General features: G+C 67.5%; 12 protein-coding genes. 3 read left to right on the top strand and 9 right to left on the bottom strand.

Translation table 11 applies throughout. The features are described 5' to 3' along the window. Window positions 1-143: 143 nt before the first annotated feature. The 3 genes from WT97_RS14300 to WT97_RS14290 form a co-directional block, all read right to left on the bottom strand. Window positions 144-707, bottom strand: a complete 564-nt coding sequence (locus tag WT97_RS14300) for a barstar family protein (RefSeq protein WP_006476945.1) — start codon at window positions 705-707, stop codon at window positions 144-146. Window positions 708-723: 16 nt separating this feature from the next. Further along, the gene (locus WT97_RS14295; protein ID WP_059500957.1) at window positions 724-1,155 is read right to left on the bottom strand and encodes a ribonuclease domain-containing protein; all 432 of its coding nucleotides are present in this window, start codon (window positions 1,153-1,155) and stop codon (window positions 724-726) included. Between the two features lie 373 nt (window positions 1,156-1,528). Continuing rightward, the gene (locus WT97_RS14290; RefSeq protein WP_306454016.1) at window positions 1,529-3,871 is read right to left on the bottom strand and encodes an NADP-dependent malic enzyme; all 2,343 of its coding nucleotides are present in this window, start codon (window positions 3,869-3,871) and stop codon (window positions 1,529-1,531) included. A 134-nt stretch (window positions 3,872-4,005) separates the two neighbouring features. Between WT97_RS14290 and thiL the strand changes: the two genes are divergently transcribed. From thiL to WT97_RS14275, 3 genes are read left to right on the top strand one after another with little or no spacing between them, the layout of a single operon-like run. Beyond that, complete coding sequence (gene thiL / locus WT97_RS14285; protein ID WP_060353653.1) at window positions 4,006-5,004, top strand: thiamine-phosphate kinase; 999 nt, start codon at window positions 4,006-4,008, stop codon at window positions 5,002-5,004. Further along, window positions 4,994-5,539 (top strand): phosphatidylglycerophosphatase A, encoded by a 546-nt coding sequence (locus WT97_RS14280; protein WP_060353652.1) that lies wholly within the window; start codon window positions 4,994-4,996, stop codon window positions 5,537-5,539. Before thiL ends, WT97_RS14280 begins: the two co-directional genes overlap by 11 nt. Before the next feature lie 40 nt (window positions 5,540-5,579). Beyond that, complete coding sequence (locus WT97_RS14275; protein WP_027783514.1) at window positions 5,580-6,080, top strand: CinA family protein; 501 nt, start codon at window positions 5,580-5,582, stop codon at window positions 6,078-6,080. A 30-nt stretch (window positions 6,081-6,110) separates the two neighbouring features. On the opposite strand, the gene WT97_RS14270 is transcribed toward WT97_RS14275, so the two are convergent. From WT97_RS14270 to araG, 6 genes are all read right to left on the bottom strand, one after another. Then, window positions 6,111-7,169, bottom strand: a complete 1,059-nt coding sequence (locus WT97_RS14270) for a hypothetical protein (RefSeq protein ID WP_059500953.1) — start codon at window positions 7,167-7,169, stop codon at window positions 6,111-6,113. Between the two features lie 276 nt (window positions 7,170-7,445). After that, a complete protein-coding gene (gene pyrF, locus WT97_RS14265) occupies window positions 7,446-8,288 on the bottom strand; it encodes an orotidine-5'-phosphate decarboxylase (RefSeq protein ID WP_059500952.1) in 843 nt (280 codons plus the stop codon). Window positions 8,289-8,327: 39 nt separating this feature from the next. Then, window positions 8,328-9,389, bottom strand: a complete 1,062-nt coding sequence (locus tag WT97_RS14260; protein ID WP_060353651.1) for an aldose 1-epimerase — start codon at window positions 9,387-9,389, stop codon at window positions 8,328-8,330. 49 nt (window positions 9,390-9,438) lie between these two features. Continuing rightward, window positions 9,439-10,245: an SDR family NAD(P)-dependent oxidoreductase gene (locus WT97_RS14255; protein WP_060036097.1), complete on the bottom strand. Its 807-nt coding sequence runs from the start codon at window positions 10,243-10,245 to the stop codon at window positions 9,439-9,441. Between the two features lie 28 nt (window positions 10,246-10,273). Then, window positions 10,274-11,290: an L-arabinose ABC transporter permease AraH gene (gene araH, locus WT97_RS14250; protein ID WP_059500949.1), complete on the bottom strand. Its 1,017-nt coding sequence runs from the start codon at window positions 11,288-11,290 to the stop codon at window positions 10,274-10,276. A gap of 69 nt (window positions 11,291-11,359) precedes the next feature. Further along, window positions 11,360-12,871, bottom strand: coding sequence for an L-arabinose ABC transporter ATP-binding protein AraG (araG, locus tag WT97_RS14245; protein WP_060353650.1), 1,512 nt, complete (start codon window positions 12,869-12,871; stop codon window positions 11,360-11,362). Window positions 12,872-12,918: the final 47 nt, after the last annotated feature.

Below are 12,918 nucleotides of genomic sequence, written 5' to 3'. Positions count from 1 at the left end.
CGCTTCACTTCATTTGCCGTGATCAGCTTATGGCGGGACTTCCACCCGCAGGAATGCGCCCATGCTGGGCGCACACGCAAAAAAGCCCGCTCGAAGCGGGCTTTTGACGGGCGGTTCGGCGAATCGGCCGCAGGCCGATGCGCTTACGCGAACGAGTAGAACACGCGGAACGCGACCTTGCGCTCGGCCCAGAATTCGGCCGCCTCGCGGAACACGTCGAGCAGCGTCTCGCGCCCTTCCTTGTCGAATTTCTGCGCGATCGGCAGCCCTTCGAGGACGATCACGAAACCGGGCTGCGCGCCGGCCTTCGCGACGAGGTCGGTCAGGCAGTCGTACAGCGCGTCGTAGTTCTTCCCGAAATGCTTCGGAAACAGGAACGACGTCGCGATCGTTTCCATCACTTCCTGCTTCGACTGCGCGGCGCCGCAATACGCATACAGGAAATGCTGGCCGAGCCGACCGGCTTCGTCGGCGAGATCCTGCACGCGGAACGCGCGGATCGACTGCACGAGATTGGGTCGCACGGTCGTGAAAAGGCTCATAGGCTCCTCGTTCGATGAAAGCCCGGGCTCGGCTTCCTGTTGCTCCGGCGTGCCGCCGGCCTGCGCCGCCGCGTGCAACTGAATCACACGCTGAAACAGATTACCGTCGCCGGCCGCGAACAGTTCCGCCGCCGCCGTATCGTGCGCGTAGATGGAGTCGCTCATGCCATTCGTCCCGAAGTCATTCAACAATACGTTTAAAACTGTTGTAGTGGTCGCCCGTGTAATAACAGTTGTCGATCCGGCGCAACGGCCCGCCACAGACGATCCGGCGCGCGCCGCGATTGCGCGCACGCGGCGTCGGCACCGTGTACTCATGGTAGTAGCCGCGCTTCGCCTTCGGCAGGATCCGCTCGCGATTGCCGAATACGACGCCGTCTTTCTCGTACGGATAGGGGCCGCCGGCGGCGATCAGGCCCAGCGTGGTCACGGCTTCGCGCGGAAGACGGGCGGCCGGGATCGTATCGAGCCCGCTCGCGGCCACGTCGGCCGGAACGGCCTCCCGTGCGTAAGCGGCGGAAACCAGACTGCCCGTCGGCGTGCCGACGATACCCATCGCGAACATCGCGAAGACGGACGCGAGCGCGCCGTTGCGGAGCCACTTGCGTGCCATGAACCAGGGTTCCCGCTGTTAAATCAAGTAGTTGACGACCAACAAAGGCGTTAGCGTAGCGTTATTGGCCGCGCGAATCAATGTCCGTTTGGGAATCGAAAGCCGCGCGACACCGGTAATGCCGTATTTCTTACCGAATTTGCACTACATTTAACTTACATGAGATAAAATACGACCGGCATCTTTCATATGGCAAGACCCTGCCTCCTTGCCACACTCGCTACCCGGAGTGGAAAGATGCTGCTGTTGCTTATGGGAAGCGCGATTGCGCCCTGCCCGCGGCGTGCCCATTGCGGGCACGCCTCTTTTTGCTTTTGTTTACAATTTCGCCCGACGCGCGGCACCGGTTCGACCGGCGCCGCGTCGTTTCGCCTCAGCGCGCGGCGTTGACGTCGGCGACCAGCAGCGCCGCCATGTTGACAATGCGGCGAACGGTCGCCGATTCGGTCAGCACGTGCACCGGCTCCGCGGCGCCCAACAGGATCGGCCCGATCGCGATGTTGTTGCCGGCGGCCGTCTTCAGCAGGTTGTACGCGATGTTCGCGGCGTCGATGTTCGGCAGGATCAGCAGGTTCGCGTCGCCTTCCAGCGTCGATTCCGGCAGGATTTCCTTGCGCAGCGCCGCGTCGAGCGCGACGTCGCCGTGCATCTCGCCGTCGACCTTCAGCTCCGGCGCGGTTTCCTGCAGGATCGCGAGCGTATCGCGCATCTTCTTCGCCGAAGGTGCATTGCTCGTGCCGAAATTCGAGTGCGACAGCAGCGCGACTTTCGGCTCGATGCCGAAGCGGCGCACTTCTTCCGCGGCCATGATCGTGATCTCGGCCAGTTGCTCCGGCGTCGGATCGACGTTCACGTGCGTATCGACGAGGAAAATCTGGCGGCCCGGCAGCACGAGCCCGTTCATCGCCGCGTACACGCTGCAGCCCGGGCGCTTGCCGATCACCTGGTCGATGAAGTGCAGGTGGCGGTGCGTGGTGCTGATCGTGCCGCAGATCATCCCGTCCGCTTCGCCCTTCTTCACCAGCATCGAGCCGATCAGCGTCGTGCGGCGGCGCATTTCGACGCGCGCGAGCTGCTCGCTGATGCCCTTGCGCGCCATCATCTTGTGATACGTCTGCCAGAAGTCGCGGTAGCGCTCGTCGTGCTCGGTGTTGACGACCGTGAAATCGGCGCCGGGCGTGAGGCGCAGGCCGTAGCGCTGGATGCGGTGCTCGATCACCGACGGGCGGCCGATCAGGATCGGCTTCGCGAGTTTTTCGTCGACGATGATCTGAACGGCGCGCAACACGCGCTCTTCTTCACCTTCCGCGAACACGACGCGCTTCTTCTCTTCCGGCGCGGCGCGCGCGATCTGGAAGATCGGCTTCATCGTCGTGCCGCTGTGATACACGAACTGCTGCAGATGGACGCGATACGCCTCCATGTCCTCGATCGGGCGCGTCGCGACGCCGCCGTCCATCGCGGCCTGTGCGACGGCCGGCGCGATCTTCACGATCAGGCGCGGATCGAACGGCTTCGGAATCAGGTATTCGGGCCCGAACGACAGATCCTGGATGCCGTACGCGGTCGCGACGATGTCGCTCTGCTCGTGCTGCGCGAGTTCGGCGATCGCATTGACGGCCGCGATCTCCATTTCGCGCGTGATCGTCGTCGCGCCGACGTCGAGCGCGCCGCGGAAGATGAACGGGAAGCACAGGACGTTGTTGACCTGGTTCGGGTAATCGGTGCGGCCGGTGGCCAGCACGGCGTCGGGACGCACTTCGAGCGCGAGTTCCGGCAGGATTTCCGGCGTCGGGTTCGCGAGCGCGAGGATCAGCGGGCGCTCGGCCATGCCCTTCACCATCTCCTGCTTCAGCACGCCCGCGGCCGACAGGCCAAGGAAGATGTCCGCACCGTCGATCACTTCGGCGAGCGTGCGGGCGTCGGTTTCGCGCGCGAAACGCTCCTTGTCCGGATCCATCAGTTCGGTGCGGCCCTTGTAGACCACGCCGGCCAGGTCGGTCACCGTGATGTTCTCGAGCGGCAGGCCGATGTCGACCAGCAGGTCGAGACACGCGAGCGCGGCCGCGCCCGCGCCGGACGCGACGAGCTTGACCTTCTTGATGTCCTTGCCGACGACCTTCAGGCCGTTCGTGACGGCCGCGGCCACGACGATCGCGGTGCCGTGCTGGTCGTCGTGGAACACCGGGATCTTCATCCGCTTGCGCGCTTCGCGCTCGACGATGAAGCAGTCCGGCGCCTTGATGTCTTCGAGGTTGATCCCGCCGAAGGTCGGCTCCAGCGCGGCGATCACGTCGACGAGTTTGTGCGGGTCCGATTCGTTCAGCTCGATGTCGAACACGTCGATGCCCGCGAACTTCTTGAACAGCACCGCCTTGCCTTCCATCACCGGCTTCGACGCGAGCGGGCCGATGTTGCCGAGACCGAGCACCGCCGTGCCGTTCGTCACGACGCCGACCAGGTTGCTGCGCGCGGTGAAACGCGCCGCGTTCAGCGGGTTCTCGACGATCTCCTCGCACGCGTACGCCACACCCGGCGAATACGCGAGCGCGAGGTCGCGCTGGTTGATCATCTGCTTGGTCGGAGCGATCGCGATTTTGCCGGGGGTCGGAAATTCGTGATAGTCGAGCGCGGCTTCGCGGAGCTTGGCTTTGGAGGAGGCTTGGGTGGACATGTGTCTCGTGACGTGCGGATTAGAATAACTGTTCGACGGCATTGTAGCGCCAATCATCGGCCGCCAGACCGGCGATTCGGGTGCAACAGCCGCGACCAAAATGTACTGGATGGTGCAGGAGCGCCGCCGCTCGCCTCGTACAATGCCGTTCCTTCAACCGTTTCGGACCGCCCGCCGTGCCAGCCGCCCTCTCCGAGTTTTCGCTGATCGAACGCTTCTTCACGCGCCGCGCCGCGCAGGGCGCCCGCGCGTCGACGCTCGGCATCGGCGACGATTGCGCACTGATTGCGCCCCGATCCGGGAAATTGCTGGCCATTTCGACGGACATGCTGGTGGAAGGCCGCCACTTCTTCCCCGATGTCGCGCCCGACGCGCTCGGCCACAAGACGCTCGCGGTCAACCTGTCGGACCTCGCGGCGATGGGCGCCGAGCCGCGCGCATTCACGCTCGCGTGCGCACTGCCGCGGGCCGACGTGGCGTGGCTCGAGGCGTTCAGCGACGGCCTCTTCGCGCTGGCCGAGCGATACGGCTGCGAGCTGATCGGCGGCGACACGACGAGCGGGCCGCTGAACCTGTGCGTGACCGTGTTCGGCGAAGTCGCGCCCGACGCGGCGCTGCGGCGCGATGCCGCGCGCGACGGCGACGACGTGTGGGTGTCCGGCACGCTGGGCGATGCGCGCGCGGGCCTCGGCGTCGCCCGCGGCGAATGGGCGGCCGGCGCGGATGAAGCCGCCGCGTTCCGGCGCGCGCTCGAGCGGCCCGAACCGCGCGTCGCGCTCGGCCTGGCGCTCGCGGGCGTCGCGCACGCGGCGCTCGACCTGTCGGATGGCCTCGCCGGCGATCTCCAGCACATCCTGACGCGCTCGAACGTGCGCGCCGAGATCGACGCCGACGCGGTGCCGCGCTCGGCCGCGCTCGCGACGCTGCCGGCCGACGTGCAGCGCCGCTGCACGCTGGCCGGCGGCGACGACTACGAACTGTGCTTCACGGCGCCGGTCGCGGCCCGCGCGGCGGTCGCGGCGGCGGGCGCCACGGCCGGCGTGCCGGTCACGCGAATCGGTACAATACGCGCGTTGTCCGCGCCGTCGGCGCAACCCGCCATCGCGTGGCGCGACGCGGCCGGCGCGCCCCTCGCTCTCACGTTGCACGGCTTCGACCACTTCCATGCAGACTGATCCGACGCCCACGCACGCCGCGGCCGAGCCCGGCGCCGCGCAGCCCGCGCCGACACGCGTGACGGCCCGCTTCATGCTGTCGCACCCAGCGCATCTCGTGTCGCTCGGCTTCGGCAGCGGGCTCGCGCCGATCATGCCCGGCACGTTCGGCTCGCTGTTCGGCTGGCTCACGTTCGTCGTGCTCAACCGCTACCTGACGGTGCCCGAATGGTGGGCGCTGATCGCCGTCGGCTTCGTGGCGGGCACGTGGGTCACCGGTTTCACCGCGAAGAAGGCCGGGATGGCCGACCCGGGCGCCGTCGTCTGGGACGAGATCGTCGCGATCTGGCTCGTGATGCTGTTCGTCACGCCCGCGACCTTCGTCGGCCAGCTGTGGGCGTTCGTCGCGTTCCGCTTCTTCGACATGCTCAAGCCGCCGCCGATCCACTACTTCGAGCACCGCCTGAAAGGCGGGCTCGGCATCATGGTCGACGACCTGGTGGCCGCGTTCATGACGCTGCTCGTGATCGCCCTGTGGCGCTCCGTCGCCGGCTGACCGATTTTCCGACCGCTTCCCCGACTGTTTCCCGACGCGTATGCCAACCGATTCCGTCGTTCACCAGCTTGCGATCCGCGCTGGCAACAAGCTGCGTGACGAGCACCTCACGCTCGCCACCGCCGAATCCTGCACCGGCGGCATGATCGCCGCGGCGATCACCGACATCTCCGGCAGCAGCCAGTGGTTCGAGCGCGGCTTCGTCACGTACTCGAACCAGGCCAAGATCGAGATGATCGGCGTGCCGGCCGACCTGATCGACAAGCACGGCGCCGTCAGCGAGCCCGTCGCGCGAGCGATGGCCGAAGGCGCGCTGCGCAACAGCCGCGCGCAGGTCGCGCTGTCCGTTACCGGCATCGCGGGCCCGGCCGGCGGCAGCGAGAAGAAGCCGGTCGGCACCGTATCGTTCGGCTGGAGCAACCGGCTGCATACCGACGTCGAGACGTTAGTGTTCAAGGGCGACCGCGAACAGATCCGCACGCAGGCGGCCGCGCATGCGCTGCGCGGGCTGCTGAAGCTGCTCGACGAGCGCGAGCGCTGACCGGGCGGGGCGTGCCGCCCCGCCGCGCGCTTATTGAATCGCGTCGGGCTTCACGACGATCCAGTTCTTGTCCGCCGTCACCGGCAAGCCGAGCGACTTCTGCTTCGCGGCCGATTCGTCCGACCACGCGCGGATCTGCGCCATCTGCTTGTCCTTCTTGTCGACCCACACACGCACGCCGCCGCGCGCGACGTCGGTCGCGTTCAGCAACATGTAGCCGTCGGACGTCGGCGTGTCGCCCGCGACGAGCACCGGCTTCTTCCACTGGTCGATCCAGCCGACGATCGAACCGAGCTTGCCTTCGTACCACGTCATCGGGTTCATCAGGAACGGCGTGATCACGAGGTGGCGGTTCGCGGCCTCGTCGTACTTGCCGGCCTTGATCTGCAGCCGCGACGTCGTCAGCGTGCCGGTCGCCGGGTCGCGCAGCAGCGTCGTCACGCCGATCACGTTCTGCGGCTTCACGTTGTAGCCGTACTTCGGATCGGACAGCACGAGCCGCGCGAGCTCCTCGTGCGCGGCCGTCATCACGTAGACGTCGATGCCGTTCTCGCGCAGCGCGTTGTACAGCTCCTGCATCCCGCGGAAGAAGCGCGGCGGGTTCACCGTGCCGTCGACGATCTTGTCGCCGTGCCAGTAGCGGATCGGAATCGGCTTGCCGTCGGCGAGCATCGCGTCGACGTGGCGCTTCAGGTCGGCGAGCGACTGCCCGGCGAACGCCTGCGCGATCCATGGATAGCAGACCAGATCGTCGATCTCGCACAGCCGGTAGTAGTAGCTCGTCAGCGATTCCTTGTAGTCGGCGGCATCCTTGAACGGGATCAGCTTCAGCGACGGGTCGAGCGAATCGCGTGTGAGCACGCCGCGGTTCTCGAGATACGGCAGCAGCGCTTCCTCGAGGTCGTAGCGGTAGGTCGTGTTGTCGGCGTCGAACACCGCGTAGTCGCCGCGGTTCGCGTGCGCGGCGATCATCGCGTTCAGCGCCTTCGCGCTGTCGGCCGGCCAGTGCGACAGATCCGCCGCATGGGCGAACGTCATGCACAGCGACGCGGCGAACGCGCTCAGAAGACGGCGGGACAGCTTGGGCATGGCGTCGCTCCTTTTCTTGACATTTTCGTGACGGATCGATGACAAGAGGCAGCATCGCGCGAATAAATTAGCGACATGCGGTACGGAAGCGACGGGAAGTTGTCGGCGTGCGCCAGGGACGATCGGGGAACGCGGAGGAGAACGGGAGGATGCAGCGCGGCCGCGGGCGCGGGGCGGGCACCAACCGCCCAGCGGGCGGCCGGGCGGTGTGGTGCGATACGGTACAGCGATACGGTACAGCGATACGGTGCGGCGATACGGTGTCGCGCGATTCGATCAGCGATGCGCGTTGATCGCGTCGCGCGTCTTCTGCGCGGCGAGCGCCGCGGCTTCGACGAAATCCTCGCCCTTGCTCGCATACAGGATCGCGCGCGACGAGTTGATCATCATCCCGGTGCCGTCGGCCGTGCGCCCCGCGTTGACGGTCGCCTGCACGTCGCCGCCCTGCGCACCGATGCCGGGAATCAGCAGCGGCATGTCGCCGACGATCCCGCGCACGATCTCGATTTCGTTCGGGAACGTCGCGCCGACCACGAGGCCGAGCTGGCCGCTCTTCGCATTCCACTTGTTCGCCGCAAGGTCGGCGACGACCTGGTACAGCGGCCGGCCCGGATGGCCGGCGCCGTTCGTGTCGAGGAACTGCAGATCCGAGCCGCCCGGGTTCGACGTGCGGCACAGCACGATCACGCCCTTGCCTTCGTGCTCGAAGTACGGCTCGACCGAGTCGTAGCCCATGTACGGGTTCACCGTGACGGCGTCCGCGCGATAGCGCTCGAACGCTTCGCGCGCGTACTGCTCGGCGGTGCTGCCGATGTCGCCGCGCTTCGCGTCGAGGATCACGGGCAGGCCCGGATGCTGGAGATGGATGTGCGCGATCAGGCGCTCGAGCTGGTCTTCCGCGCGGTGCGCGGCGAAGTATGCGATCTGCGGCTTGAACGCGCTCGCGTACTGCGCGGTCGCGTCGACGATCTGCCGGCAGAACTCGAAGATCGCGTCGGGCTGGCCGTCGAACTGCACGGGAAAGCGCGACGGCTCGGGATCGAGGCCGACGCACAGCAGCGAATTCGTGCGTTGCCACGCGGCGCGCAGCGATTCGATGAAAGTAAGCGGGGAAGACATGGCGGGTACTCGCGGCAAACCGTTGGTAGACCGCGTATTTTACCCGCGTCGCGGGCGGGCCTCGCGTGCCGCGGCGCTGCCGCGCGCATCGGCGCGCTCGACGGTGAACGCGAAGCGCCGCGTGAGCCGCTCGCCGGGCGCGAGCAGCGTCATCCCGTGCGCGGCCGCGCCGCCCGGCAGGTTCACCGCATTGATCGGATGATCGACCGGCTCGAAGCAGAAGAAATCCTCGCCCGGCGGCGTATAGAGCACGTACGCGTCGGCGTCGGCCGAGACGGTCAGCGACAGCCGGCGGCGCGGCCAGCTCACCGTCGCGTGGCCGCCCCAGCCGGTAAACGCATGATTGACGAGCGTGGCCGGCAGCGGATACGCGACGCCGAACTGCCAGGCCGGCGGCACGCTGACGTGCCGCACCGGCAGGAAATCGGCGCCCGACAGCCACAGGCCGCCCGCCGCCGCGGCCAGCTCGGTCGCCGCATCGCGCACGAGGAAGGGATGCACGCCGAGCCCGAACGGCAGCCGCGCGCGCCCCGCGTTCTCGATCGTCAGCGCGATCGACAGCGTCGCGTCGTCGAGCTCGAACGACTGGATCGCGCGGAACGCATACGGCGCGCCGGCGGCACGGTCGAGCGACAGTTGCAACGACGTGTCGGTCGCATCGTCCACCTGCCACGGCGCGAGCCAGCCATCGCCGTGGATCGGCAGCGGCTCGTCGCGACGGTTGCGCGGCACCGCGACCTTGCGCCCGTCGCATTCGAAGCGCCCGTCGCCGATCCGGTTCGAGTACGGCAGCAGCGGATAGCACGCGAGCTCGTTCGGGTCCGTCGCCGTCTCCGGGTGCTCGCAACGACGGAACACCGGCATCAGCACGCCGTTGTCGCCGCGCCAGTCGAAGCGCGCGATGCCGCCGCCGAGGTGCGGCAGCACGTCGAGCCGCAGCGACGCGTTCGACAGCGTGACGGCCGCCGCATGCGCGGCGCCGACGCCCTGCGCGAACGCGGCCGTCTGCGGGCCGGGGCTGACCGGCTGGGCGGCGGCGGCCAGGCGCGCGCGGCGCGACTGGCTGGTGGACGACGATGCGCGCGAGGACGTGGCGGTCATGGTGAGCTCCTTTCCTTCGTCGAAGAAACGATGCAGGTCGTGCGAACGATCAGGCCCAGCCGCCGTCGACGATCACGTCCTGCGCGGTGATCATCCGGCTGTCGTCGGCCGCGAGAAACAGCGCCATCCGTGCAAGATCGGCCGGCAGCAGCTCGGCATCGATGCACTGGCCGGCCTTGATCGCCGCGCGGCCCGCGTCGTCGAGCCACAACCGGCGCTGCTTGTCGGTCAGCACCCAGCCGGGCACCAGCGAATTCACGCGGATGCCGAACGGGCCGAGCTCGCGCGCGAGGCCGCGCGTCAGGCCCTGCACGGCCGCCTTCGCCATCACGTAGACGGGATAGCCGCCGTTCTTCAGCATCCAGCTGATCGAGCCGAGATTGATGATCGCGCCGCCGCCCTGCCGCTTCATGTCGTCGATCACTGCCTGCGCGGCGAAGAACTGGTGACGCAGGTTCACCGCGATGCCCGCGTCGAACGACGCGGGCGTCACGTCGCCGATCGCATGGCGCGTGTCGTTCGCCGCGTTGTTCACGAGCACCGCGATCGCGCCGATGCGCGCGCGGATCGCGTCGATCGCCCGGCGCAGCGCGTCGATGTCGGTCAGGTCGCACGACAGGAACAGCGGCGCATGCCGCGCATGCGCGAGGCGCTCGGCGAGCGCGGCGCCGGCCGCCGCGTCGAGATCGACGAATGCGACGCGCGCACCCTGTTCGGCGAAGTGCTCGACGAACGACGCGCCGATGCCGGTCGCACCGCCCGTGATCAGCACGGTGCGATCCTCGAGGCTCGGGTAGCGCGCGAAGCGCGTGTCGCTCGCGGCGTGCGGATCGGGCGCGGAAGTGTCGATGGTCATGCGGATCGTCTCCGTGGGAACAGGTCGGTCAGTCGCGTACGCCGCGGTTCTTGAGCTGGTCGAGCAGCACGGCCGCGAGCAGGATCGCGCCGCGCACGAGGTACTGGTAGAACGCGTCGATGTTCAGCAGGTTCATCACGTTCTCGACGGTGCCCATGATCAGCACGCCGATCACGACGCCCGAGATCGTCGCGCGGCCGCCCATCAGCGACACGCCGCCGAGCACGCACGCCGAGATCACGTTCAGCTCGAAGCCCTGCGCGGCGTTCGGCTGGCCCGACGTGATGCGCGACGCGAGAATCACGCCCGCGAGCGCCGTCACCGCGCCCTGAATCAGGAAGATGTACACGCGCGTGCGTTCGACGTTGATCCCCGCGAGCCGCGACGCTTCCGGATTGCCGCCGATCGCGAGCGTGTTGCGGCCGTAGACGGTCTGGTTCAGCAGCACGCCGAACCCGATGAAGCACAGCAGCGTGACCCAGATCGGCAGCGACACGCCGAACATCGACAGCCCGCCGAGCGCGATGAAGGTGTCCGACGACACGCCGACCGCCTGCCCCTTCGACACGATGAAGCCGAGCCCGCGCACGATCTCCATCGTCGCGAGCGTCGTGATCAGCGCGTTGATGCGCAGGTACGCGATCACCGCGCCGTTCACGAAGCCGATCGCGGCGCCGGCCGCGACCGCCGCGACGATCGCGACGAACGTGTTGTCGGTCGCGTTCAGCACCATCGCGCACAGCACGCCGGAGAACGCGACGGTCGAGCCGATCGACAGGTCGAAGTCGCGCGACGCGAGACAGAACATCATCGTGCACGCGACCATGCCGATCTGCGAGATCGACAGCGCGAGGCCGAGCATGTTGTCGATCGAGAAGAAGTGATCGACGGTCAGCGACATCGTGATGAACATCACCGCGAAGATCGCGATCAGGCTGTATTCGGTCAGATGCTGCCACCACTTCTGGCGGTCGCTCTGCTGCGGCACCAGCGCGTCGGCCGACGGCTTCGCGGCGGCGCTGGCAAGATTTTCGTTGACTTGCATGGTGTATCTCCTGCTCCTGCATCGCGCGGCCCACGCCGCGCGTGTTCGATTCGAATGTCGTATGCCGCGTCAGGCCGCCTCGACCGCACTCGTCTGCGGCAGCGCGAGGTTCAGCACCGCGTGCTCGTTCGCCTGCGCGCGCGGCAGCTCGCCGGCGATCCGGCCTTCGCGCATCACGACGACGCGGTCGGACACGCCGAGCACTTCCGGCAGTTCCGACGACACCATCACGATCGCGCAGCCACGCTCCGCGAGCCGGTAGATCACGTCGTAGATCTCGTGCTTCGCGCCGACGTCGATCCCGCGCGTCGGCTCGTCGAGGATCACGACCTTCAGGTCGGGCTCCGCGAGCCAGCGCGACAGGATCGCCTTCTGCTGGTTGCCGCCCGACAGGAAGCGGATCTTCTGGCGCCGGTTCGGCGTCTTGATCTTCAGCCGCTGGATGAAGCGGTCGGCCGTTTCGCTTTCGATCTTGCCGTTGATGAAGAGCCCCGCGCGCAACGAATGGCGGCGGCAGCTGATGTTGATGTTCTCGGCGACCGACGCGATCGCGATGATCCCTTCTTCCTTGCGGTCCTCGGGGCACAGCACGATGCCGTGCCGAATCGCGTCGCCGGTGCGTTTCACGTCGATGCGCGCGCCGTCGAGCGTCAGCACGCCCGCGCGCCGGCGGTCCGCGCCGTACACGAGCCGCATCAGCTCGCTGCGGCCCGCGCCGACGAGCCCGAAGAAACCGACGATCTCGCCCGCGCGCACCGAGAAGCTCGCGGGTTCGCGCAATGCCGGGCCGTCGACGCCTTCGGCGGAAAATCGCACGTCGCCGAGCGCGCGCGGCGCGTAATGGTAGATGTCCGAAATCTCGCGCCCGACCATCTCGGCAACCAGCCGCTCGCGCGGCACGTCGGCCAGCGATTCGTGCGACGCGATCTTGCGCCCGTCGCGAAAGATCGTGCACGCATCGCACAGCCGGTAGATCTCGTCCATCCGGTGCGAGATGTAGATCAGCGCGCGGCCTTGCGCACGCAGATCGTCGACCAGCTTGAACAGCACTTCGGTCTCGCGATGCGACAGCGAGCTCGTCGGTTCGTCGAGCGCGATCACGCGCGCGTTGCGCATCAGTGCCTTGCAGATCTCGACCATCTGCCGCTGCGCAATCGACAGCCGCCCGAGCCGCGCGTCCGGATCGAGATCGACGCCCATCTCGGCGAGCCGCTCGCGCACGTAACGCTTCGCCTCGCGCTTCCTCACCCAGCCGAACGCGTTCGGCAGGCGGCCGAGCAACAGGTTTTCCGCGACCGTCAGGTCGGGCACGTACTGCAATTCCTGGTGAATCACCGCGATGCCGGCCGCGATCGACGCGGCCGCACTCGCGAACTGCACGGGCTGGCCGTCGACCAGCACGCTGCCCGCATCGGGCTGGTATTCGCCGCCGAGAATCTTCAACAGCGTCGACTTGCCCGCGCCGTTCTCGCCCATCAGGCCATGCACCTCGCCCGCATGCACGTCGAACGAAATGCCGTCGAGTGCGCGCACGCCGGGAAATACCTTGCCGATATTGTCAAAACGCAGTGCCGCTGACACGTCGTCTCCCCACTTCCAGATCGATCGACCGCCGGCCGCCGCGTCGC

Source organism: Burkholderia sp. MSMB1459WGS (genome assembly GCF_001534535.1).
Classification (GTDB): domain Bacteria; phylum Pseudomonadota; class Gammaproteobacteria; order Burkholderiales; family Burkholderiaceae; genus Burkholderia.
Note: the sequence above shows the minus strand (reverse complement) of the source record. Positions and strands in the feature narration are given on the sequence as shown.